The sequence below is a fragment of the Bordetella genomosp. 4 genome, from assembly GCF_002261185.1.
Lineage (GTDB): Bacteria > Pseudomonadota > Gammaproteobacteria > Burkholderiales > Burkholderiaceae_B > Bordetella_A.
Map to the genome: position 1 here is coordinate 267,390 of NZ_NEVQ01000008.1, position 21,875 is coordinate 289,264.

At 58.3% G+C, this 21,875-nt stretch carries 19 protein-coding genes; 6 read left to right on the top strand and 13 right to left on the bottom strand.

The features are described from left to right. Positions 1-261 precede the first annotated feature (261 nt). The 3 genes from CAL20_RS06465 to CAL20_RS06475 all read left to right on the top strand — a co-directional run bounded on the left by CAL20_RS06465 (position 262) and on the right by CAL20_RS06475 (position 4,474). On the top strand, positions 262-645 hold the full coding sequence (locus CAL20_RS06465; protein ID WP_179266625.1) for a type III secretion system chaperone: 384 nt from the start codon (positions 262-264) through the stop codon (positions 643-645). Positions 646-709: 64 nt separating this feature from the next. Next, positions 710-3,958, top strand: a complete 3,249-nt coding sequence (locus CAL20_RS06470; protein ID WP_094837455.1) for a hypothetical protein — start codon at positions 710-712, stop codon at positions 3,956-3,958. A 63-nt stretch (positions 3,959-4,021) separates the two neighbouring features. After that, positions 4,022-4,474, top strand: a complete 453-nt coding sequence (locus CAL20_RS06475; protein ID WP_179266626.1) for a CesT family type III secretion system chaperone — start codon at positions 4,022-4,024, stop codon at positions 4,472-4,474. 31 nt (positions 4,475-4,505) lie between these two features. Here CAL20_RS06475 and CAL20_RS06480 read toward each other — a convergent pair whose 3' ends face one another. Both CAL20_RS06480 and mutS read right to left on the bottom strand, forming a co-directional pair. Further along, positions 4,506-5,645, bottom strand: coding sequence for a ribosomal protein uL16 3-hydroxylase (locus CAL20_RS06480; RefSeq protein ID WP_094837493.1), 1,140 nt, complete (start codon positions 5,643-5,645; stop codon positions 4,506-4,508). 50 nt (positions 5,646-5,695) lie between these two features. Beyond that, the gene (mutS, locus tag CAL20_RS06485; protein ID WP_094837457.1) at positions 5,696-8,350 is read right to left on the bottom strand and encodes a DNA mismatch repair protein MutS; all 2,655 of its coding nucleotides are present in this window, start codon (positions 8,348-8,350) and stop codon (positions 5,696-5,698) included. A 414-nt stretch (positions 8,351-8,764) separates the two neighbouring features. On the opposite strand from mutS, the gene CAL20_RS06490 reads away from it, so the two are divergent. Together CAL20_RS06490 and CAL20_RS06495 are read left to right on the top strand one after the other, a co-directional pair. After that, a complete protein-coding gene (locus CAL20_RS06490) occupies positions 8,765-9,127 on the top strand; it encodes a type II toxin-antitoxin system RelE/ParE family toxin (protein WP_094837458.1) in 363 nt (120 codons plus the stop codon). Continuing rightward, a complete protein-coding gene (locus tag CAL20_RS06495; protein ID WP_094837459.1) occupies positions 9,127-9,447 on the top strand; it encodes a helix-turn-helix domain-containing protein in 321 nt (106 codons plus the stop codon). Before CAL20_RS06490 ends, CAL20_RS06495 begins: the two co-directional genes overlap by 1 nt. On the opposite strand, the gene CAL20_RS06500 is transcribed toward CAL20_RS06495, so the two are convergent. The 7 genes from CAL20_RS06500 to CAL20_RS06530 form a co-directional block, all read right to left on the bottom strand. Continuing rightward, the gene (locus tag CAL20_RS06500) at positions 9,431-10,414 is read right to left on the bottom strand and encodes a hydroxyacid dehydrogenase (protein WP_094837460.1); all 984 of its coding nucleotides are present in this window, start codon (positions 10,412-10,414) and stop codon (positions 9,431-9,433) included. The genes CAL20_RS06495 and CAL20_RS06500 overlap by 17 nt on opposite strands. A gap of 93 nt (positions 10,415-10,507) precedes the next feature. Beyond that, a complete protein-coding gene (locus CAL20_RS06505) occupies positions 10,508-11,773 on the bottom strand; it encodes a Zn-dependent hydrolase (protein WP_094837461.1) in 1,266 nt (421 codons plus the stop codon). A 3-nt stretch (positions 11,774-11,776) separates the two neighbouring features. Next, positions 11,777-12,574 (bottom strand): maleate cis-trans isomerase family protein, encoded by a 798-nt coding sequence (locus tag CAL20_RS06510; RefSeq protein ID WP_094837462.1) that lies wholly within the window; start codon positions 12,572-12,574, stop codon positions 11,777-11,779. Next, positions 12,574-13,368 (bottom strand): HpcH/HpaI aldolase family protein, encoded by a 795-nt coding sequence (locus tag CAL20_RS06515; RefSeq protein ID WP_094837463.1) that lies wholly within the window; start codon positions 13,366-13,368, stop codon positions 12,574-12,576. Before CAL20_RS06515 ends, CAL20_RS06510 begins: the two co-directional genes overlap by 1 nt. After that, positions 13,365-14,159, bottom strand: a complete 795-nt coding sequence (locus CAL20_RS06520; RefSeq protein ID WP_094837464.1) for a creatininase family protein — start codon at positions 14,157-14,159, stop codon at positions 13,365-13,367. Before CAL20_RS06520 ends, CAL20_RS06515 begins: the two co-directional genes overlap by 4 nt. A gap of 43 nt (positions 14,160-14,202) precedes the next feature. Next, positions 14,203-15,180 carry a tripartite tricarboxylate transporter substrate binding protein gene (locus CAL20_RS06525; protein WP_094837465.1) on the bottom strand — a complete coding sequence of 326 codons (978 nt, stop codon included), beginning with the start codon at positions 15,178-15,180 and terminating at the stop codon, positions 14,203-14,205. Next, the gene (locus CAL20_RS06530) at positions 15,168-16,130 is read right to left on the bottom strand and encodes a tripartite tricarboxylate transporter substrate binding protein (RefSeq protein WP_094837466.1); all 963 of its coding nucleotides are present in this window, start codon (positions 16,128-16,130) and stop codon (positions 15,168-15,170) included. Before CAL20_RS06530 ends, CAL20_RS06525 begins: the two co-directional genes overlap by 13 nt. A 322-nt stretch (positions 16,131-16,452) precedes the next feature. Between CAL20_RS06530 and CAL20_RS06535 the strand changes: the two genes are divergently transcribed. Then, positions 16,453-17,346, top strand: a complete 894-nt coding sequence (locus CAL20_RS06535; protein ID WP_094837467.1) for a LysR family transcriptional regulator — start codon at positions 16,453-16,455, stop codon at positions 17,344-17,346. A gap of 23 nt (positions 17,347-17,369) precedes the next feature. Here CAL20_RS06535 and CAL20_RS06540 read toward each other — a convergent pair whose 3' ends face one another. From CAL20_RS06540 to CAL20_RS06555, 4 genes are read right to left on the bottom strand one after another with little or no spacing between them, the layout of a single operon-like run. After that, positions 17,370-19,016 carry a PepSY-associated TM helix domain-containing protein gene (locus tag CAL20_RS06540; RefSeq protein WP_094837468.1) on the bottom strand — a complete coding sequence of 549 codons (1,647 nt, stop codon included), beginning with the start codon at positions 19,014-19,016 and terminating at the stop codon, positions 17,370-17,372. Positions 19,017-19,062: 46 nt separating this feature from the next. Next, a complete protein-coding gene (locus CAL20_RS06545) occupies positions 19,063-19,398 on the bottom strand; it encodes a hypothetical protein (RefSeq protein ID WP_218830698.1) in 336 nt (111 codons plus the stop codon). After that, positions 19,391-19,678, bottom strand: coding sequence for a hypothetical protein (locus CAL20_RS06550; RefSeq protein WP_094837469.1), 288 nt, complete (start codon positions 19,676-19,678; stop codon positions 19,391-19,393). The genes CAL20_RS06545 and CAL20_RS06550 overlap by 8 nt, the downstream gene beginning before the upstream one ends. 2 nt (positions 19,679-19,680) lie before the next feature. Then, on the bottom strand, positions 19,681-21,816 hold the full coding sequence (locus tag CAL20_RS06555; RefSeq protein WP_094837470.1) for a TonB-dependent receptor: 2,136 nt from the start codon (positions 21,814-21,816) through the stop codon (positions 19,681-19,683). Positions 21,817-21,875 lie beyond the last annotated feature (59 nt).

Consider the following 21,875-nt stretch of genomic DNA (forward strand, 5'->3'; position numbering starts at 1 on the left):
TCAGGCGTGCGCTGGCGTGTAAAAATTAAAGCGGTGGCATCTAGAATGTAACAAGCCTTACTGATACGTGTTGGGTATTTCCTAATGTTTCATATGCTCCATTTCGTCCGTAACCTGTGGGAGATAGATACGAATTTCTTTCTGTAGGATTTGTGCACAGGGCTGTCCGCGCTCAAGTTCCAATTGGAACTTTAAATTTCATACTGCCACTCACGATCACAATTAAATATCTCAATCACGCATCCGGAGCGGACGATGCAAATGAGTGGGCAGCTCTTTCTGACAGAACTCGCGCGCCTTTTAGGCGCCCCCCAAGCTGAGGACAGCGCCGTCCTCTATCTCACGCTCGCGGGTGATGTGCAGGTCACCGTCAGTCTGGAGACTTCTGGCGTCGAGAGCGTGCTCTTGTATGCGGAGCTAGGCGGCGTGCCGAGCGGTGATGCGTTTCTGCAGGATATCGGACGAGCGAATTTTCTCGGGGCAGGCACGGAAGGCGCGGTACTCGCCCTCCGGCCGGATGATCCCGTCGCATGCCTTTTCAGGCACGTCCCTACCGGCGTCCATTGTCCGGATGACTGCTTGCCTATTCTCAAGACGTTTTGCGAAGTTGCCACCAATTGGCAACAACGAATCCGAACCTATTGACTAATGGGCCGTGTGCCTGGCGAAGCGCCGCCGAGCAGCGCTATTGAAGCAATGGAGTGCCAAGATGGTCGGAAAATTACTTTCTACAACCTTCTCGCCGGATTCCCTGAACGACGCGGTGGTTGAGCAAACGTCTACAGATATAAACGCTGGCACGGAAACCACCACAGGCTTTCGGACTGAGTCTACCGTTTCAGCCTGGGGCTTTTGGGGATGGCTTGGGTATCGTGTTCACACGGCGTCGACATTAGGCCAGCAGCAGAAGCTGTTCGACCAACTCAAATCCGAGTTGCGTGAGGAATACTTGGGCGGAGAGCCTATCGACGCTCGGACGGAGAATGGCGCCCATCAGCTGAATTCGGAAATCAGTAGCGTGGAAAAAAAGGGGCTGTTTCGCGGCACTGATCAAAGCTGCGTGTCGATGGGCGTGGTCCGGCTCGCCGCCATCAAGCGAATCGAAGCGGAGATCGACCTCCTGTCCTCCCGAAAGGGCGCGTTCCTCACGCCGAGAATGATTGCCGAGCTCAGAACGAAGGCCGAAATTCAATTTGCATCCATTACGATGAGCGGGGTGAGACGCTATCGTCCGCAATCCACGGGCGGGCGTTTGTCAGACGCTCAGAATTTCGATCCCTTGAAAGACTATAAGGCTCTGCTACGGCGTAGCCAGGCCGGATCGGACGTCATTCGCCTTACGACGAACAGCGACATGTCGAGTCAGGGAAATCAAGACGCTGTTGAGGTCGGGCGTGGCGCAGCACGCCTGATGCTTGCACCCCGGGGAAGCGTTCCCCCGGAGGAAAACGTTGCCGAGAGAACTCTGGCGCACTGCCTGGCATCGCTTAAGCTGGCCTATTTCCGAGGTGCTCGCGTGGACTCCGTCAGTACCAAGGAGGTGGCCTTCGATCGTCTCGTCGGTAAATACGTAGAAAGCAGATTAATTGACAAGAAGACGGGACGTCTCTGCGATCTCACAAAAAACGACTTTCAAGCGTTAGAGCGATTGGCTTTCAAGAATCGGTCAACCGTAGGCCGCGCCGAAAGACCGTTTAATGAGATGTTCGAAGCTAGTGCGGCGGGTCCTGCCCACTCTCGCTACTCGGGATTCACCCTTGAGAAGGACGCGGGTGTGATTCATTTAATCGCTGAAAGCCCTCGGCACGCAGCCATGTATATCGAGACATTGGATCCCGAAACGCATAAGTGGAAACTTACCAAGCTCGATTTTGCTTACGTGACGGATATGTCACGGCCGGACCCGTCTTTGTTTGAGCAACTCACGGACGAGTCGCTGCTCCGTGGGACGATCAGGCTCTCTGAGGCGGAAGTGACTAAGAGCATGAACGGAGGAGAGGCTGAGTACAAAATGACTAATCCGACGGTTATTTCAGAGGCAGATCGGAAAATCGGCAGATCCGTTCCTACCGGCCTGTTGGGCATGGGGAGCGGAAAGATGAAGGATGTCACCAGCATACGTTTGCCGATTACAGAAATTAAAAAAATCATCGAGACCGCGAAAGTCCTGCGTAAACGTGAAATAGCGGAAGAGTTGGATGATGTGCCCCTCTATCATCTTTATGGCAGGACTGCTTCCAAGGAGGAGCTGGGTAAAGAGCTGAAGATCCATCAACATAGGCAGGCCAGCGCCATGGTGGAACTCGTTCGAATCCAGATGTTGTTTGACCATCTCGCCGAAATGAAACTCGACGACAAGGAAGCGGCCGCTGCTCAAGCCGCAGCCGCCGCCGCCGCCCAGGGGGCTGCCCCTGCACAGGCGGCAGCGCCTGCGCCCGAGCGGCCATGGTGCCCGACGCTACTTCAATCGCTTCGCGACCAGGGGCTGCTGGCGAAGCTATCGCTCGAGTCGTTGCAGCGCCCGCCTCGCAACACGCCAATGCACGAGGTGCTTGGGACCATGAAGGAACGAATCGGAACCGTCGAGGAAGCATACGTCGACACAAGCGAGGCCGCTAAAAAGCGGGCAGACCTGGTGCGCAGTGTCACAGACGCATCCAGTCGTTTCGGCGCAAGCGTTAAAGGGCTGCTGGAGGACGGCAAGGGACTTTCTGCTAGCGAACGCGGGCAGCTTCAGAAACTCTTCCCGTCCGAGGTCAATGGTTTGTTGGCGGAGCTTTGGTATTGCCAACGTGCGATTCATCAGCTTTCTTACAAAATTGAGAAACTATCGAACATCGAAGCCTTGGAGTTGGATCTCAAGGCGGTTCGCAAAGAACTACAGATGCGAGAGGCGTCCAAGACTATCGCGAAAGAGCATCGGCAAAACGCGAACGTCCACCTTGCCGCTGCGATGCGAAAACTCAAACCCGACAATTGGGACGCCACCCCAAGTTCGGAAGAGCTCGAGAGTAGTAAGAAGGATGGTTCCTTCGAAGCCTTCTATGAGCAGTTCGTAAAGGACGCTATTGCGACTCAGCAGAAAAGGCTCGCGTTGTCCGACTCTCTCCGAGTTGATTCGATCATGGCGCGCATTCGCGAAAAGGCAGCTCGTCAGCCGAAGTCTGAGCCCGAGTCGCTTTCGGATGCGTTGACGATTCGGGATTTTGAGCCACTTGCTTCCCGGCTTAGCGAGTTGAAGCCGGCCGGCTGGGACGAGAGTTGGACGGCGGACCGGCTCAGAGATATATTTTTGACCAAGCCCAAAAGGCTCAGTAACTATATTGAGAACCTGGCAGCAGCGCCAATGTCCGAGGAGGACAACAACAGATTGGCCGCAGCAGCCAAAAGAATAGTCCACGACACGTTATCAACGCCATTCGCGGTCCGCGCCAAGAATCCCAACGAAGATTTGGCCCAGATTCGCGTCAAGAATTTCGGTGGCGAGCTCCCCGAATTTGACGTCCTGATGAGCGACGAAGATCTCGCCAAACTGGCGGCTGACCTGGAGAGTCGATACAGCGTGCGTAGCGCTGAAATGATCAAGGGGGCAGACGGTTATACCGCGACCGATGAAAAAGGCCGTCGCGCCTTGCGGGCGGGGAATTGTGCGGATTGGGTGCGCAGTATGATGCAGTTAGCGGGTGTGAATATCGAAGGTATCAAGCTTGTCTCAACGTCCAGCATCATTCCCGACCGTTACAACTTCTCTGACCCACAGGTGCTGGCTCGTGGCCGGTACGACAGCTTCCGTATCGGCTTCGCTCGTACTGGATTCAAGCTGCATGAGAAAACACCTCTATCGGTTAGGAATGTGTCGCCTCAACCGCGGACTGCGCTGCAGAACCAGGACGAGTTTCTGATGCAGCGGCGCCGGCATGGCGTCCAATATGATCTCAGTGGCCTCATGCGGCCATGATGAGCGTGCAGCCGCGCCCCCGCTTTGATTTCGCATACTGACCGAAACCATGCCATGGATACCATGACGAGCTCTGAAGCGCACCTTAAACAATTGAGCGCGACCTTGGGTTTGCCACTGTCGTTCGATGAAGGCGTTTGCACCATCGAATTGGACGATGCCCTTGTCCTCTGTATCACGAACGACGTGGACCGAGAGGCTTGGATGATCAGCGCTCTGTTAGCCGATGAAGGTCAGATGGAGACGCTGGATCCGCAAGTCTGTCTATACATGAACTTTCTGCTGCACATGCGCGATCTCGGGGCTATCGCGCTGACTGACCGTTATGGGCCGATGTTTCTGGTTCATCGTTTGCCTGTCGCACAGATATCCCATGATGATGTGGTCAGCCGCATGGAGGACTTCATTGAGGCGTGGCGTCTGGTGAAACTGCGGCTGTTCTTTCCGGAACGAGCCGACGGCAACCTGGGTGTCGAGTCTGAGGGTGACGTCGGCCGCGAGATATTCGTAGCTTGATTAAACTTTTCGGCACGGTTGTGCCGGCGGCTCAACCTTGCCGATAATGCAGCCAACCGGCATCCAGCCAATCCGTCAGGCATTCACGCTCATCTTCGCCTAGCCGTTTGCAACGTGGGTCGTTGCACTGCAATTGGCGCGCATCGGCCAGGGCACGCAATGCAGGATGCGCGGCGACTGTGGCCGTCTCGCCATTGATGAAGAGCTGCTTGCCGCGATATAGCATGCGGCTGCGGCGATCCAGTTCCAGATAGCCGCTCTCTGGCCATTCTGATACGAGGTCGATGACCGGATCGGCCGCGGGTTCAAAGACGCTGAGGTTGCTGGGCTCGGTCAGCCAGCATCCTAGAAAACGCGAGGCGAGTGCGTCATCGAAACGGACCTTGGCCAAGGTGTCCAACGTTGCTTGAACCAAATCGTCGGGCAAGGCCGCCGGCGTTTCGACGGCAGGTTGGCCTGGGTCACGATATAGCGCATCCAGCTTTGGACCCGGCAGTGCCGGTTCACCATAGGGGCCTCCCAGCAGTCCGACGCGCGCCATGGCCTGGTCTGCTGCCGCCTCGAGCAGGCCTCGCGCCAAGATGGCCTGCGTAGGCGCCCGAAAACCGATCGAAATCGTCATGCAGTCTCCGCCGACGGCAACGCCATCGTGTGCTGCCTGTGGCGGCAAATACAGCATGTCGCCCGGTTCCAGGATGACATCGTGCTCAGGCGTGAAGTTCTCCAATATCTTTAGCGGCAAGCCAGGTTGCAGCGTCAAGTCCTTCTGCCGGCCATAGCGCCAACGGCGGCGGCCCGAGGCTTGCAGCAAGAAAACGTCGTAGCTATCGAAATGCGGCCCGACGCCGCCACCATCCGAGGCCACGCTGATCATGACGTCATCCAGACGCGCATCCGGAATGAACCGGAACAACTGCAACAGCGCCATGGCGGCATCATCATGCAGATCCACGCTTTGCACGAGCAGCGTCCAATCCGGCTCCGCAGGTTTGGGCAGGCGCGCGAAGGGCCCGTTTTCCATTTGCCAGGCACCGTCTTCGCGCCAGATCAGACGTGATTCCACATCGTCGCGGCGCGCCAGCTTTTTCACGTTGGCAATGCTGACAGGCGGTTTGAAATTCGGAATCGCCTGCCGGATCAGCAACGGCTTGCGTTGCCAAAAGCGACGCATAAAATCGGCGGCGCTGATGCCGCCAAGCAAAGTCAAGGGTTCGTTGATGTTCACGGTAGGCAGGCTTTCAAGCGATAAAGGGCTTCCAACGCTTCGCGCGGCGTCAGGCTGTCGGGATCGATGTGAGCCAGTTCGTCGCGCAGCGTGTCCAACGCCGCCGATTCCTCGGAACGGTCGCTGGCGGCGCTGGCTTGCGCGTCGGCGTCCAGCGCAGCGGCGAACAGACCCAGTTGCGGAGTAGGGGCGCCTTGGGCTTCCAGGCGTTCCAGTTCGCGTGAGGCATGGCGAATGACCGCAGCGGGAATTCCGGCTCGCTGGGCGACTTGAATCCCGTAGCTGCGGCTGGCAGGGCCCTCGCGGACTTCGTGCAGGAACACAATGCCTCCCGCGGATTCAGCGGCGGCCAAGTGCACGTTGGCCGCAGTGGGCTGCTCGGCAGGCAGACGTGTCAATTCAAAATAGTGCGTGGCAAACAAGGTCAACGCCTGATTGTGCGTGATCAGACGCAGTGCGATGGCCCATGCCAATGCCAGACCATCATAGGTGGATGTCCCTCGGCCGATTTCGTCCATCAGCACCAGACTGTGCGGCGTACTGGCAGCGAGGATTGCAGCCGCCTCGGTCATTTCCATCATGAAAGTCGAGCGTCCTCCGGCCAGATCGTCTGCCGCACCAATGCGCGTGAAAATGCGATCCAGTTTGCCGATGGTGGCGCGCTGTGCGGGCACAAAACTGCCCGTACGCGCCAGCAATGCAATCAAGGCGATCTGCCGCATGTAGGTGGATTTACCGCCCATGTTCGGGCCGGTGATCAACAGCATGCGGCGCGTGGCGTCGAGGGAGCAGTTATTGGGCGTAAAGCGCTCGATCGTGCGTTCCACCACGGGGTGACGGCCAGCCTCGATGGAAATATCGGCCTGCTCGGTCAGCTCGGGGGCGACCCAGCCGTGACGGCGTGCGTGTTCAGCCAATGCGGCCAGGGTATCCAATTCCGCCAGTGAGACAGCGCACTCCGATAGCGGACGCACGAACGCTGCCAGTGCATCCAGGACCTGCTCGTATAGCCATTTTTCCCGAGCTAGCGAGCGGTCCTGGGCGGACAGGACTTTGTCTTCCCAGGACTTCAGTTCAGGCGTGATGTAGCGCTCGGCATTCTTGAGCGTCTGGCGGCGGCGGTAGTCGTCGGGCACCTTGTCGGTCTGGCCCTTGGTGACTTCGATATAAAAGCCGTGCACGCGATTGAACTCGACGCGCAGGTTATTGATGCCCGTCCGTTCGCGTTCGCGAGCCTCCAGCTGCAGCAGGAAATCTCCTCCGTCTGCGGCCAAGGCCCGTAGCTCGTCCAGCTCGGCATCGAAGCCGGTTGCGATCACGCCGCCATCGCGTATGGCGACAGCCGGTTCCTGGGCAATCGCGCGGCTCAGCAGATCCGCGATGGCAGGGTCCAGCGAGAGATGCGCCGCGAGTTCCGCGAGACGAGGCGTGTTCTCCAACGGCACGATCAACTCGCGCAGCGCGGGCAGGGCAGACAGTGCGTCTCGCAAGCTGGCCAATTCCCGCGGGCGTACCGATCGCAGCGCCAAACGCGAGGCGATACGCTCGACGTCGGGAAATGCATCCAACGCGTCGCGCAGCGTTTCCAACAACCCTGCCGCGCCAAAGGTTTGTTCCACATCCATGCGGCCCGCCAACAGGGCGGCGATGGCTTGTTGCCTGGCTTGCGCGGGCGCATTGTCGCGTAGGGGGTGATGCAACCAGCGGCGCAGCAACCGGCTGCCCATGGGCGTCTGGCAACTGTCGAGCAACGAGAACAAGGTCGGGGAGTCTTCGCCACTCAGGGTTTGGGTCAGCTCCAGATTGCGGCGCGTGACGGGATCCATCAGTACATATTGGCCCGGGCGGTCAACGGCAATGCTCTGCACATGTGCCAATGCCTGCGATTGCGTGCGCGCGGCATAGCGCAGCAAAGCCCCTGCGGCGCAGATGGCTGCCGGCATATCGTCCACGTCGAAGCCCGACAAGGTATCGGTCTTGAAATGCGCCAACAGATGCGCACGTGCGCCATCGCTTTCGAAATGCCAATCCGGAACGCGCGTGCGTGCGCCGTCGAACGCCAAGGGTAGCTCGGCGCTCTCCGCGTAGACCAGTTCGGCGGGTGCAATGCGATGCAATTCCGACTCGATCTGCGCGGGCGCGCATTCGGTCACGCGAAACTCGCCGCTGGCCAAGTTCAACCATGCCAATCCGGCGCGTTGGTTGCGTGCTTTACCGCTGATGCAGACGGCCGCCAGCGCACGGTCGGCTTTGGCCGGCAGCAGCGCCTCGTCGGTGAGGGTGCCGGGTGTGACAATGCGCACGATACGCCGTTCGACCGGCCCTTTGGACGCCGCAGGGTCGCCGATTTGTTCGCAAATGGCGACGGATTCCCCCTGGGCAACCAGACGGGCCAGGTATTGCTCCATGGCGTGCACCGGAATGCCCGCCATGGGAATCGGCGTGCCGTTCGAGGCGCCCCGTTTGGTCAGCGTCAAGCCCAGCAAGCGCGCCCCGCGCTCGGCGTCTTCGTAGAACATCTCGTAGAAGTCGCCCATGCGATAGAACAGCAGCAACGGCCCCGCCTCGGCTTTGAGGCGTAGATATTGCTGCATCATCGGCGTATGGCCGGCCAGGGAGTCAGTGGGGGATTTTTGCGGTGCGGAATTCATGCCCGGTATTGTATCGGGTGAGAGTTTCAAAGTGGTTCTTGCACCGCTGCCGACAATGCCGAGATCAGGATATCGAGCCAGTATCTCGTTAACTATCGTCAGCCGTTGTTGTTCAGAGAAGCCTCAATACTTACGCTGAGAAGAATAAGAACGTAGCCCCCGATCTGCGGCTTAGTCTGATTTGAATAGCGGCTGTTTGGATATCCAGTTGTACTGGCTTGACGCCGATAAGATCTGGCGCGTGAAAACCAAACGAGCATGTTGACTCCAGCCCTATGTGGCCAGCAAATCAGCAACGACGGTGGCTTCGTCCGTTTGCATGCGTTCACGCTATCTACGGACGCGTGCCTGCCCCAATTCGCTGTGGTTGCGACAGTTCGCAGGCTTGCCGTATATACCTGAACGGATATAATGATGGAACAGAAACGTAAGCTTCTCTACTGGGAAGGCTCGTCAAAAAGGGATTTCAAAGAATTTCCGATCGAGGTGCAGAAAGACATGGGTGTGGCGTTGTTTGTCACTCAGTTGGGTGGTACGCCAGAGTCAGCCAAGCTTTGGAAGGGGCTCGGTTCTGGGGTGTATGAACTGGTGGAGGATCATCGTGGTGATGCCTTTCGCGCGGTTTATACCGTACGGATCGGTGACGCGGTGCACGTGCTCCATGCCTTCCAGAAAAAATCCAAGTCGGGTATCGCCACGCCGCAGCCGGACGTGGCATTGATTGAAAAGAGATTAAAAGCAGTGCTCGCCCGCTATGGAGCGAACAGGAGAATATGATGACTCGTATCGACCATGCCCAGGGCATAGACAACGTTTTGCTGGATCTAGGATTCGAGGATGCTACTGAACTGTCGGCTAAGGCTGCGCTCGCATTTAAGCTCAATGAGCTGATCGATCAACGCGGTCTCAGTCAGACCGAAGCAGGGGCGATCGTCGGTATGACGCAACCGAAGGTATCGCAAGTCCGTCGCTACAAGCTTCAGAACATTTCGCTCGAACGGCTGATGCAGGCGCTGGTGTCCCTGGACCAGCATGTCGAAATCGTGGTGCAACCCGCAAGGCGTAGCGATTTGCCGGGCATCACGGTTGCGGCGTGATTTCACGTCGTTGCTCCCATACTGCAGGCGTAACTAGATGAGCGGGACGTTGCCCTTGCAGCACCTCAATGACCTGTCCCACTACAGCACGCGCGGTGCGTACCAGGGCTTGTTCCGTACTGCCTCCCGCATGAGGGGTCAGGACAACTTGAGGCATGCGTAGTAACGGCGAATCAACAAGTGGCTCCTGCGAGAACACATCCAGGCCTGCTCCGCCGATTTGGCCGGACGTCAAATAACGGGTGAGCGCCGCTTCGTCAATCAGGTCGCCACGAGCCGTATTAATCACCAGCGCTCCTGGTTTCATGGATGCGAGTAATGCATCCGTCAGCAATGGACCTGTTCCTGCACGAGACGGCCGATGCAAAGAAAGAATATCCACCTGACTGACCAGGTCCGCCAGACTATCGACGACCTCGAAACCCGCAGCAGTGATCTCACTGGGCGCGACCGAAGGAGAGTGGACGCGAACCGTCATGCCAAATCCGCCAGCCGCCATTCGTGCCAATAGTCGTCCAATCTGGCCGAATCCGACGATGCCCAGCGACATGCCAGAAAGCTCATACAGGCCGGGCTCATACCGCACATCCCAATTGCCCTTGCGCACAGCCTGATCCAGCATCACCGTGCGTTTGACCAGCGCCAACATCATCGACAGGGCCAGTTCTGCCACGGAACGTGCGTTGGCGCCTGGAGTGTTTACAACAGGAATTCCCAGCCGTTCGGCTGACGCGAGATCAATGGCATTGGTACCCGCGCCGTGGCTGCCGATGATACGCAGTTTCGGAGCGGATTCGATGGCGAGCGTGTTCAAGCCCGCATTACGAGTAATGACAGCATCGCAGTCTCTAATGGCGTCGGCGACGTCTTGCATGGATGCAGATTTAGGGGTGACGCAGGTGATGCCCGCCGTGCGCAGCATTGCCAGCCCCTGTTCATGAATGGGTTGAACGATCAGACATTTCATCGGTGGGTTGCCTCGAGAAATCCCGGCATTCAAGCCGGAACGAAAAAGGAGAGCCGTTGTGCACCTGTAGGCACTGCCGGGGCCTCTTGATGACTACATAGCCGTGTGGTCTGCAGCGAGAATATCGGACAGCAATTGCGTCGCCATCGCGAAATCCGATATGTCCATGGCCTCGTGAGGGTTGTGTGAGCCGTTTTGATTACGCACGAAAATCATGGCGGTCGGAATTTTCTGTTGCGCGAACACCGCCGCATCATGTCCTGCCCCGCTGGGCATAGCCAGCGCAGGGATGGCGCGGGCCGAGGCCATGGCAGTCAATTGGGCGATCAGCTTGGTGTCCATGAGGGCGGGTTGCGAGCCTGTCTTGGGGCCAAAATGCACCTCGGTGGAGGTGGCTCGCGCTGTGTCCAACGCGTGATCGCGCAACAACTGATCAAACCGCTCGAGCAGGGGAACGCTAATGCTGCGTACGTCGATGCAGCAGTCCAGTTCGCCGGCCACCTTGCTGAAGGCATGCTGAGCCGAGTTGGTCGATAGTTGGCCTACCGTCACGACGAGGTCCTCGCCATCAGCCTCGAGGTCTGCCCAGGTTTTATCCAGCGCGGTCATCCACAATGCTGCGGCACGCACGGCATCGCGTCGGTAACGCCGGTTGACTGCACCGGAGTGCGCGTATTCGCCGATCCAACGCATGTCGCGATATCGAAAACTGCCGCGGATGCCGGTAACGATGCCCACAGGTATGCCGGCGTCGACCAGCGTCGGGCCTTGTTCGATATGCAACTCGATGAAGCGATCGATCCTGGTGGGGTTCAGCGCAGCACGTCCGAATGCGGCCGGGTCAATAGACAAGGTGGACAGATGTTCACGTAGCGTTTGGCGGGTGTCGGCGCGTGGCAGCTCGAGCACCGAGGCGTCGACCAAACCAAAGGCGGCCTTGCTGCCCAAATATGAGTAAGGAAACCAGGTGCTTTCTTCCGCGCGAATCGCCATGACGGTAACGTCGGCCTGTGGCCGATAGCCGGCCGTATGCCAACCTGCCAGCACCGACAATCCTGCAACCACGCCTGCAGCCCCATCGAAATTCCCGCCGGCAGGTACAGAGTCCAGATGCGAGCCTGTCAACCGTACGGGCCGATCCCGATAATGTCCCGGTAATGTGATGTAGAGATTGCCACTGGTATCAACACGAGTTTCCAGACCTAATTGGCGCGCTGTGTTCTGCATCAAGTCGTGGGCGCGTTGTTCTCCGGCACCGTAGGTGTCGCGGGTTACGCCCAGTCCGCCGAACGACTGTGTACGCAAAGTCTCGAAGAGGTGGACTGCCAGGTCGATATCCGGATCGGGGAGATGGCTCATGGGTTATACCAATGAGTAATCGGCGCGGGAGATCGGCGCCAGATGGTCTGTGAGCAGCCGTCCGTAGCCTGGGATCGCGTTAGACAGGCCCAGCAGGCGCAAGCATGCCCAGAACGTGGCTTGATTGCTGGTGACGACAGGCTTGCCCAGTTCGTCTTCGATATGGGCGATCATATCAATCGTGGCCAAGTTGGTGCACGATAGAAAGATGGCGTCTGCATCCGCGCGATCGATGGCTCGGGCCAACTGGAATGTAGATTGTGGCGGAACACGCCCGATATCGCGCCTTTCTTCCTGCGTGTGGCCCAGATCCAGGCCTTGGATCGATACTACATCAAAGCCATATTGTTCCAGGAAATCGCGCTCGCGTTGATTGACGAAATCAATATAAGGCGTACCCACCGCGATGCGTTTGGCGCCTAGTGCACGTAATGCCGCCACTGCCGCGCCTGCGGTGGCGATGGCTGGGACGCCGACGCGCTCGCTCATCCCATCGCACAGTTCGTCCAATGAGCAGACAATCGAACCGGACGTGCACCCATAGGCTACGACGTCCACTTCGGCAGTCTTGATCAGATCGGCGGCTTCGAGCACGCCTTGTGCCATGCGGTCGTAGTTCTCTTGTGTGGCAGGACCTGCGTTGATGGCACGGCCCGTGTGGATTGTGACGCCTTCGGGAGCCAGCCGGTAGAACTCGGGCTCGTTGATGGTGTTGGTCGATGGGACGATCAGCCCAATTTTCGCGCGCCAGCCATAGGGGCGGTATTGCGCGGTCGTTTTCATCAGCGTTTGAACGGGCATTATGCAATCTCCTCGCGTGCTGCCAGGCGTTTCAAGCCGGCGGCTGCCGTGTTGAAAGTATTGAACAGGGCGTTGACATCGTTGCTGAACGGCATCCAGTGGATACCGCGGGCGATCCAACGCTCGGCGGCATTCAGGTCTTGGCAACTGAAACCCCAGGGAATGCCGTGTTGGCTGCATGTGGCAATGACATGTTCGACGGCCTCTTGGTACAGCGGGTGTTGCATATCACCTGGAATGCCAAGATCCTGGGTGAGATCATCGGGACCTATCATGATGGCGTCCAGGCCCCGTACTTGGCAGATACGATCCAGATTATCCAGTCCGACTCGCGTTTCCATCATGGCGACGGTGGCGGTGTTGGCGTTGATCTCCGCGGCCTGGGATAGGGGGGACGACAGTTTGATGTAGTCCGTGTGCGGTCCCCGCATGTTCAGAATGCGTTGTCCATCGGGATAGTATTTGGTGTAACGCAGAATCTGTTCGAGTTGCTCCGGCGTTTCGATATTGGGCAATAGCAGACCCATTGCACCGGCATCCAGCGGGCGCGTGTAGTCATGAGAGTCCGACCCTGCGGGACGCACGATGGGTACAATGCCTGCTTCGCGCGCTACCAGGCAGAGTGTCGCCACATCAGCGATCGAAAAGTCGCTGTGCTCCATTTCGATCAACACGAAATCCAGACCCGTCGTGGCGAGCAGTTTCATAAAGCGAGGGTGATGCACCATGGTCGCCCAGGTGCCAAATACAGGTTTGTTCTGAGTCCAAAGCTGCTTGAGTGGGTTTTGTTTCATGAGGCTGTGGCTTCCGAGGTAAAGGACATGGTGCTGAATTTGAGTGCGGCCTCGCTCATATACTGAACGGTCGCATTCCAGATGGTGTGTCCGACGCCGGCGCTGGCGTGGGTGGGGTCGCCCTGAGTGCCGATGGGAGCGTAGTCGCTGATGTCGCTGAATACCGCAAAGCTCGATTTGCCCAACGACACTTTGCCGCTGCTGACGGTCTTGACGTCAGCGGTAAAGGGGCGCAGTGATTCTGTGGCCCGTGCGCGGTCCATAAAAACCAGCTCAGGAAATTTGGCCAATGCCACGGAGGTCACCATTTCAGAGGCATGGCCGCTGGGCGAGCGTTTCGTCTGAAAGCTGTCGCCAGCCACATCGCGCATGATCGAGAACACATCGATCAGGCCGCCAACCGCGTCGTATTTGCGACGCAGATGGCGGCAAACGCTCTCGATCGGTCCCAGCGAGCCCGCGTGGATATTGATGAAAAAGAAATGACGAAACCCCTGACCGGCCAAGGCATCGCACATGTCTTTTAGATAGGATTCGATCGTGTGCATTTCCACCGACAAGGTGCCGGGGTAGTCCAGAAACATAGCCGAATAATTGACGGGAACGATGGGCGTTACCGCCAAGCCCGTATGCTCACCGATCTCGGTCGCAATGGATTCGCAGATGCGCAATTCGGTGCCTGTAGCCAGATGGCTGCCGTATTGCTCAACGGCTCCGACAGGGATCAAGACGGTATCGCGTTCTGCCAGATAGGCTCGGATGTCATCGTAGGGGTGTTGATCTGTTCGCATAATGCAGGGCCTGTTTGTGTGTGCTAGAAAAAAAGAGAGCTGTTCACTGTTGCCATGGCTTCACCGTCCACAGCTCGCGTAACTGCCGATCGACGGCTTTCAGGCTGGCGATGTAGTCGTCGCGTTTGAGATAGCGCAGGGGTTGAAAAGAAGCCTTGGCGCGGCTGAGATACGTTTGATCGCGATTGCATTCGTCCACGGCCCGGCTCAGGTCGGCGATCACCTCCGCTGGCATGCCGCGTGGTCCCGCCAATCCACGCATCGAGCCGCCAATGACCTCATATCCTGCGTCGTGAAACGTGGGTATGTCCGGTGCCTGCTCGGCCCGTTTGTCGCCCATCACGCCCACAATGCGCCAGGGTTTGCCGCTGGCAAATGTGATGGCTTCACCCAGGTTGGCCATTGTGCTGTCAACGACTTTGCCTAGCAGTGCCACACTGGCGGGAGCGGCTCCTTGGAATGGCACGGGAGAAAGTTGAATACCCGCTGCATGTTCGAGCGAGAGCGCGGAGATATGTCCCGCGGAGCCGACGCCTTGTGTGCCAACGGTGATTTCACCGGGTTTGGCTTTGGCTGCGGCAATCAGATCCTGGATCGAATGGATAGGACTGTCTGCATGGACGCTGATCGTGCCGGGGTCTTCAACAAGGTTGGCAATAAAGTCGAAACTCTCTAGCGTATAGGCCGTCTTGCGTTCGATAGGCAGGCTGATCACGCCAGGAGTGTTGACCAGACCGATTGTGTAGCCGTCGGGCTCAGCTCGAGCCAAGGCCGTCAGGCCGATATCACCCGAAGCGCCCGGTTTGTTGAGGACAACAATGCGAGCTGAATCGAGCTTGGTTTCCATGCAGGCGGCAATCGTGCGGGCCGTTTGATCCGAACCCGCGCCAGCCGGAAACGGCACGATTAGGTTGATGGGATGAGCGGGGTAGGCTGCCGAACACAGTGTAGGCAGGGCAAGCAGGGCGCCGCAGAGGACTTTTTTCATGGTGTGGGACTCCAAGGTATTCAACGGTTCCATGGGGATGTTTTCCACAGGGCCTGGAATTGCGTTTGCTGTTGCTGCAGCGCCTTGTGGTACTCGTCTCCGGGAATCACCCTGATGTCCTGCTCTGCCTTGCGTGCGTCCTCGATGAATAAAGGATCGTTGGCAGCTTTTGTGATTAATGCGGCGACCTGCTGTTGACGTTGTGCCGTGATGGCAGCAGGTGCACCGATGCCGCGTAGTGAGCCGGCTTGTAACGCGTAGCCGGCTTCCGCCAGCGTCGGCAAGTCGGGAGCCGTGGTGGATCGCGTCGCTTTCATGACGCCTAACGTGCGCCAAGGCGAGCCTTGAGAAAAGGCCAGCGCTTCACTGAGATTCGCGGCAGCAATATCAATGTGTTTGCTAAGCAGCGCGGTGCGTACGTCGGCGGTTCCTTTGAATGGGACATGGCGTAGCTTGATGCCGGCGGCCTGTTCGAGCATAAGCATGGCGATATGCCCGGCCGAGCCTATGCCGGCTGTCCCATATGTCAGGCCCTCCGGATTGCGTTTTGCGGCCTCGACGAGGTCGGAAATGGAGCGGATAGGCCAATCGGCATGTACGCTGAATGTCGCGGGGTCATCAACCAGATTGGCGATGAGAGCGAACGAAGTCAGATCGAATTGGGCATGCCGTTCGATGGGGATGGTCAGCACATTGGGCGTGTTGATGATGCCTAATGTGTAGCCATCCGGCTCGGATCGGGCTACATAGCTCATCCCGATTTCGCCACCTGCGCCAGGCTTGTTCAGCACTGTCACGGGTTGACCTGATTGCCGCTCCAATGCGCGGGCAAAAAGACGAGCAGTCAGGTCGGTGCCGCCCGCCGCGGTGAACGGCACCACCAGCGTGATGGGTTTATGTGGAAAGTCCTGAGCAAATGCCGGTGAGCACGCGATCACACTATGGATCGCGAGCAGCCCGGATAAGACGCAAAAGCGATGCATGGCCCCTCCGGATAGGAAGAAAGTGAAAGTGGATTACTTACACTCAGGCCATGATCAGCCCGGCGATGGCGCCGGGATCTTTCTACGAAGACCTCTTTTGAAAAAGCGGATATGCATCATGATTAAAACCCCTTGTGATTTTTTAAGCTTTTGAATTCAAACAAAAACTTTTGCCTTGTCCGTATTCTTCGACACGTCAGGCTTGGTAGGCATCAACGGAAATTGAACCATTTCGTCTAGCCTGGAGAAGATGGTATATATAGATCGGGTAATTGAAAAACTCTATTTTTTTGTGTGATTCACAAATATTATTTGTGTACCTATGTTGAAAGAGCTTCGCACACTGGTGGCCGTCGCCAAGCACGGCAGTATTACGGCCGCTGCACAGCACATCGGCTTGACTCAGGCCGCTGCCAGCGCGCAGATTCAGCGCCTGGAAGAATCCTTGCAGACATCGCTGTTTGATCGCAGAGGACGCCAAGTGAAGCTCAATGCTGCCGGTGCCGACGCTGTGGCGCGAGCGACCCAGATACTGCATCTTTATGACGAGCTGTGCGATCAGTCCCAACGCACGGCGTTGCGTGGGCATTTGCGATTGGGGGCGATTCAGAGCATGCAGCGTCAATACCTGCCTCGCATCATTCAGGCATTGGTCGGTGAATACCCTGATGTCAGTACTCATCTGGAGCTGGGAGGCTCGATGCCGCTGTTGACCCTGGTCGATCACGGCAAGCTCGATGCTGCGATCGTGGTAAAGCCTTTCTTCGCTTTGCCACCAGAGTTGAAATGGGTACCTTTACTGCAGGAACCATTCAAAGTGATCTGCCCAGCGGATGTCGCGGGCGATGATTGGCGGCAGATTCTGAAAACATTGCCCTTTATCCGTTATGACAGCGCGTCCTTTGGCGGACGGGTCGTCGATCGTTTTTTACAGAGCCAGCGTCTGGTGCCTAAATACCAGGTGGAGTCACAGGATGTAGACGCCATCCTGGAAATGGTGGCGTCTGGGCTGGGCGCCGCGCTGGTGCCGATAAAGGATGTGGGGCGTCATCAGGCATCCGTTCGCGTTCTCGATCTGGGGGAGCACCAATTGCATCGTGAGGTTGGTGTCGTTCATCCAGCCAACCAACGGCAGGCGCAACTCGTAGCGCAATTCGTGCGCATCACCTGCGCACAGATTCGTGAATCGCCGTTCGTGCATCCATTGTTGGAGTGAAATCGACTGTGAGGGCGCTGAGATCAAGTGGGCGTTGACGTAGGCAATGCCCATACGCTGTCTGGACGCCCACGCGTGGCGCGCCGCGCTGTCATGCGTGCCAGCCAAGCCCATGCAACCGAGGCCAATAATGCCGTGGCATCCACGCCCAGCGGAGCCACGGTGCCGTACGCCCACCACCCCAGCGATGGCATTGCCCACGCCACCAGCGACGTGAGCGGAATGGCGAGCGTACTCAGCGACGCCAACCACAGCAGGTGCACGCTGGCGCGAGCTGCGCCGACGTAAAAACTCCAGGCGATGCAGGCGAAGAAAACCACGTAATAGACGGCCATATGCCATGCGGCCAGATCGGCGACGATGCCATGCAGCCATTTGCCGGCGGCCATGCTCAGCGATATGCCGCATACACAGCCCAAACAGACGCCAACGGAGGCCGCGGCTATTCCCCGCGTCGGTTTCGTTTGCATGGGCATGGGCTGCCCCTTGCGTTGGGCTTTGCGCCGCGATTCGATCCAAAGCAGATTTCCCGAGTAAAACAGGAACGCGCCCGCCAGGCCCAGTACAAAGTACAGCCAACGCACCGGCGTGCCTCCAAAATTGGCAAAGTGCAGGGTAAAGAAACTGGTCAGCGTGACTGCCGCTGGGGACTGTTGGCCGGGCAATAGCTCGGTATCCAGGATGTTTCCTGAATACGGATCGACTCTGACGAGTCCGCCTTGATCCGATCTCGCGATGTCTTTGTCGTCAAAACCCCAGATGCGCACGGTGGCTCGAGGGCCGGTGACTTGGGTGTATTGCATGGTCCTGGGCACAAAATCGGGGGCGATAGCCTTGACCTTTGCCAGCAACTCCGCAGGAGGCAGCATCGCCGCAGGATTGCGCGGTACGGGTTTGGCCTGTACATCCGGTTGTGCTGCTGGTGCCGGTCCGCGCCAGATGGATTCGAGTTTGCCGCCATGGATCATCGGATCCTGGATCGCGAAAATATCGTCGTGAAAGGCGAATACGATCGAGGTCAACGCCATGATGATGTGAAACGGCAAGCTGGCCAGGCCGATCAGGTTGTGCGCATCGAGCCACATGCGTTTCAGATTCGGCCCGATGTGCAGCGCGAACAGACTCTTCGCGAGCGTGGGCAGCAGCACAATCAGGCCAGATACCAGTGCGACCGCATAGAGCGCAGCGATGACGCCCATGACGCGGCGATAGGGATCGATATCCTCGGGCAGCCCGACGACGCGATGCAGCGTATCGATAAATTCGGGCAGAGCCGAGGGCGTATGTTGTTCGACCACGACGCGATCGTTGGTGAGGCGTGCGGCAAAGTGCTGTGCATGGGCTTGCCCGTCGTGGCCGGAGGGCTGGACTCCTGCAGGCAGTTCTCGCCAGGCGAGCGGGGCAGGGACGTTTTCGCCGTCCTGGAGATACAGTATGAAGTCGCGGCTGGCTTTGGGGCGTTCCTGCAATACTTGCTCGATCAGTCGCGGAGCATCAGCCAGCGTGCTGGACTCCAGGCCAGGTGAGGGCGGCGATACCCAACGCGCGATGGGATCTTTGAATACGGTCAGTGCGCCCGCGTAAAAAGCGATGAACAGTGCCATGCCGGAAATGATGCCGGTCCAGGTATGCAGGCTCTTGTAGAGGCGAACGATGTCGGGACGAACCATGGATGAGCTGTGTCGCGATGTCAGGGCGTGGATACGGTGGACGTGGTCATGTGGCGGGCCATGTCAGGGCGTCGAGGCAGCGGACGCATGTCACATGCCGCACCACGTCAGGCGCATAGAGCAGCGCATACGCCAACAGCGTGGCTGCGCCCAGCCACAGCCAGGTGCGCAGGCCATTGCGAAATAAATAGCACAGACTCAGTACGCCCATCCAGACGGGAGGCACGATCCACATCGCAAATTGGGCAGCGATCATGGGTGCGGCCGACGACAGGCGCATGACGGCGCCACCGGCTGCGAGCGCGAGCGCCAATCCCAGCACTGTGCCGGCAATGGTTTTGGAGACCCAGTCTCGTTGTATTTTTGCGGGACGCTCAGCCATGGGTGGGGTCATCTTGTCGATGCGCCTGGCGGGCCCGCCAGACAGGGCCGATCGCGGGGATCAGGCTAAAAGTCAGCATCAGCAGCGTCGCAATGACAAAGACAGATGCCACAGGGCGCATGGCCTGCCACGCGGCCCAGAACGATGCCGCGATGAGCACGAGCCCAAGCCAGCCACAACCCGCCGGCAGGCGGCGCCCGTCGCGCCATTCCTGATTAGGATGACGGAGTACGACGCAGATCGTGCCCAGTGTTCCCAATAGGAGAGCGAGTGCAAGCATGATCAGAACGCGATAGTGGCCGACAGGCGGAAGGTTCGAGGCGCCGACAGCATGGCAAAATTATCGTTGAAGACGCCCGACCAGTAGTCGTGGTCAAACACGTTGTCGACATAGGCGCGGAACGTGACGGGCGTGTTGTGGATTCGGGTGGCGTAGGCCGCACCGACGTCAAAGCGATACCAGGCGGGCAGTTTGATAGTGTTGGTCGAGTTCAGATATTGCTCGCCCACGCGTGTCACACGGCCATTCACGCTCAGGCCTTGTACGGGAGTGCGCCATTCTGCGCCCAGCGTGATCGCGGTTTTCGGCACGCCATAGACTGTATTGCCCTGCAGGGCCGCGGTGTTGCGATGGTAGCGGGCATCGGTGTAGGTGAAACCGCCCAGCAGCGACACGGTGTCGGTCAGTTGGCCGGAGAAACTCCACTCGAAACCCTGGTTACGCTGCTCCCCGTCCACGCTTTGCGTGTTGGTGTCGGCATTCGTGATGACCGATGGCTGTTCGATGCGGAACAGGCTGAAGGTATTCAACATACTGTCCGCACGGATCTTGAGGCCGATTTCACCCTGCTTGGTGCGATAGGGTGAAAACTGTTCGCCTGCATTGGCATACCCCGTACCGACGGTAGCACCAGGTGAGAGGCCTTCGATATAGTTCGCGTAGAGCGCCACATCGTCGCCCCAAGGTTTATAGACGATGCCGAAAGCCGGGGTGATCGTTGATTTTTTGCTGTCTGAGACTTTCTGCTCGACGCTTTGATAACGTGCGCCCAGTGTGACCAGCAGCTTGTCGTCGAATATCCCCATCGTGTCAGCCAGCGCGACACCTTTGTAAACGTTGTCGGTATTGAGGGCGGCGCCGTTGGGGCCTACTGGGACGTCGGGTGAAACGGGGTCGTAGATATTCTGCGCCCAGCCGGTGTTGGCGGTGCTGGACAGCCAGTATTTATAGGTCATCTGGTTCAGCGCCATGGTGACCTTGTGCGAGACGGGGCCGGTTTGCAATTGCGTTTTCAGGCCGAGCTCTGCGGTGCGCGTGTGCGTGATGCTATTGATGTTGTAGACGTACCCCGTGGCGTCGCCGTCCTCGTTGTTCACGACCACGCGTGTGCCGAACTGCAAGCCGTTTGCGACGGTGTTGGCGGCGCCAAAGGCGGCATAGGCGCTGGTTTTATCGTTGAATTGATACTCGCCACGCATCAAGAAACCCGAAGTCCGCGAGTAACCGCGCGTACCGCGAAACATATTCGTGCTGGAGTCAGGCGGACTGACCAGGTAGCCCAGTTTGGCCATGGAATACTGCGCGGGGCTGCCGTTCTCGATGTCCTCGCGGTTGGAATACGCATCCAGTTGCAGGTTGAAGTCGTCGCCCTGATAGTCCAGCGCCAATGCACCTAGCGTGCGCCCTTTCTTTTGGCCGGATACGCCGGTCTCGCCATCGCCGTATACCCCGTTGAACCGGATGCCCCAGCGATCGTCGTCCCCGAACCGCCGGCCCAGGTCGACCTGTTGCTGGAAATACGATTTCGACGAGTACGTAGTGGTGAATTCTGTAATGGGCTCGCTGCCGGCGCGTTTGGTCACTAGATTGATCATGCCGCCGACGCCGCCACTAGGCGAAATGCCGCCCAGCATGGCGTTGGGGCCGTTCAGGACTTCGACGCGTTCGATGAATTCCATCGGGACGTGGCTGATGGGCAATATGCCGTACATGCCGTTCAGGCCGATATCCGTTGCCGTGACGCCAAAACCGCGAATGGTGAAGTTCTCGATCAAATGCCCGCCGTTGGTCGTGTACTGCACCGACGGATCGTTCAGCAGGACATCGCCCAGGCTCATGGCAATCTGGTCTTGGGCCAATTCGGAGGTATACGACTTGACGCTGAAGGCCGCATCCATGACGTTGGCGTTGCCCAATATCCCGAGCCGCGCGCCCGTGGCGGTCTTGCCGCCAGGCGCAACCGCAGGCAGGTTGTTGTCGCTTTCGCTCGTGCCAGTGACTTTGACGTCCGGCAGCGTCACCGTCGCCTCCGCGGCGTTTTGAGATTGGGCTGCGGCGGACAAATGGGCACCCATCATGGCCAGGGCGGACAAGCAGGCAAGCGTGGTGACGCGTCGGTTCGGGAGGCGGGATTTCATTGGAAACGAGATGCGAGGATGTGGATCCCCTGCCATATTTTTTTGGTGAGATACGGACG

What these genes read in the sequence shown, in the direction of transcription:
- CAL20_RS06475 (WP_179266626.1), top strand. Translation starts at nt 4,022, where the DNA reads ATGACGAGCTCTGAAGCGCACCTTAAACAATTGAGCGCGACCTTGGGT.
- CAL20_RS06495 (WP_094837459.1), top strand. Translation starts at nt 9,127, where the DNA reads ATGACTCGTATCGACCATGCCCAGGGCATAGACAACGTTTTGCTGGAT.
- CAL20_RS06545 (WP_218830698.1), bottom strand. Translation starts at nt 19,398, where the DNA reads ATGGCTGAGCGTCCCGCAAAAATACAACGAGACTGGGTCTCCAAAACC.
- mutS (WP_094837457.1), bottom strand. Translation starts at nt 8,350, where the DNA reads ATGAATTCCGCACCGCAAAAATCCCCCACTGACTCCCTGGCCGGCCAT.
- CAL20_RS06555 (WP_094837470.1), bottom strand. Translation starts at nt 21,816, where the DNA reads ATGAAATCCCGCCTCCCGAACCGACGCGTCACCACGCTTGCCTGCTTG.
- CAL20_RS06500 (WP_094837460.1), bottom strand. Translation starts at nt 10,414, where the DNA reads ATGAAATGTCTGATCGTTCAACCCATTCATGAACAGGGGCTGGCAATG.
- CAL20_RS06535 (WP_094837467.1), top strand. Translation starts at nt 16,453, where the DNA reads ATGTTGAAAGAGCTTCGCACACTGGTGGCCGTCGCCAAGCACGGCAGT.
- CAL20_RS06505 (WP_094837461.1), bottom strand. Translation starts at nt 11,773, where the DNA reads ATGAGCCATCTCCCCGATCCGGATATCGACCTGGCAGTCCACCTCTTC.
- CAL20_RS06480 (WP_094837493.1), bottom strand. Translation starts at nt 5,645, where the DNA reads ATGCGTCGCTTTTGGCAACGCAAGCCGTTGCTGATCCGGCAGGCGATT.
- CAL20_RS06470 (WP_094837455.1), top strand. Translation starts at nt 710, where the DNA reads ATGGTCGGAAAATTACTTTCTACAACCTTCTCGCCGGATTCCCTGAAC.
- CAL20_RS06465 (WP_179266625.1), top strand. Translation starts at nt 262, where the DNA reads ATGAGTGGGCAGCTCTTTCTGACAGAACTCGCGCGCCTTTTAGGCGCC.
- CAL20_RS06540 (WP_094837468.1), bottom strand. Translation starts at nt 19,016, where the DNA reads ATGGTTCGTCCCGACATCGTTCGCCTCTACAAGAGCCTGCATACCTGG.
- CAL20_RS06525 (WP_094837465.1), bottom strand. Translation starts at nt 15,180, where the DNA reads ATGGAACCGTTGAATACCTTGGAGTCCCACACCATGAAAAAAGTCCTC.
- CAL20_RS06550 (WP_094837469.1), bottom strand. Translation starts at nt 19,678, where the DNA reads ATGCTTGCACTCGCTCTCCTATTGGGAACACTGGGCACGATCTGCGTC.
- CAL20_RS06490 (WP_094837458.1), top strand. Translation starts at nt 8,765, where the DNA reads ATGGAACAGAAACGTAAGCTTCTCTACTGGGAAGGCTCGTCAAAAAGG.
- CAL20_RS06530 (WP_094837466.1), bottom strand. Translation starts at nt 16,130, where the DNA reads ATGCATCGCTTTTGCGTCTTATCCGGGCTGCTCGCGATCCATAGTGTG.
- CAL20_RS06515 (WP_094837463.1), bottom strand. Translation starts at nt 13,368, where the DNA reads ATGAAACAAAACCCACTCAAGCAGCTTTGGACTCAGAACAAACCTGTA.
- CAL20_RS06510 (WP_094837462.1), bottom strand. Translation starts at nt 12,574, where the DNA reads ATGCCCGTTCAAACGCTGATGAAAACGACCGCGCAATACCGCCCCTAT.
- CAL20_RS06520 (WP_094837464.1), bottom strand. Translation starts at nt 14,159, where the DNA reads ATGCGAACAGATCAACACCCCTACGATGACATCCGAGCCTATCTGGCA.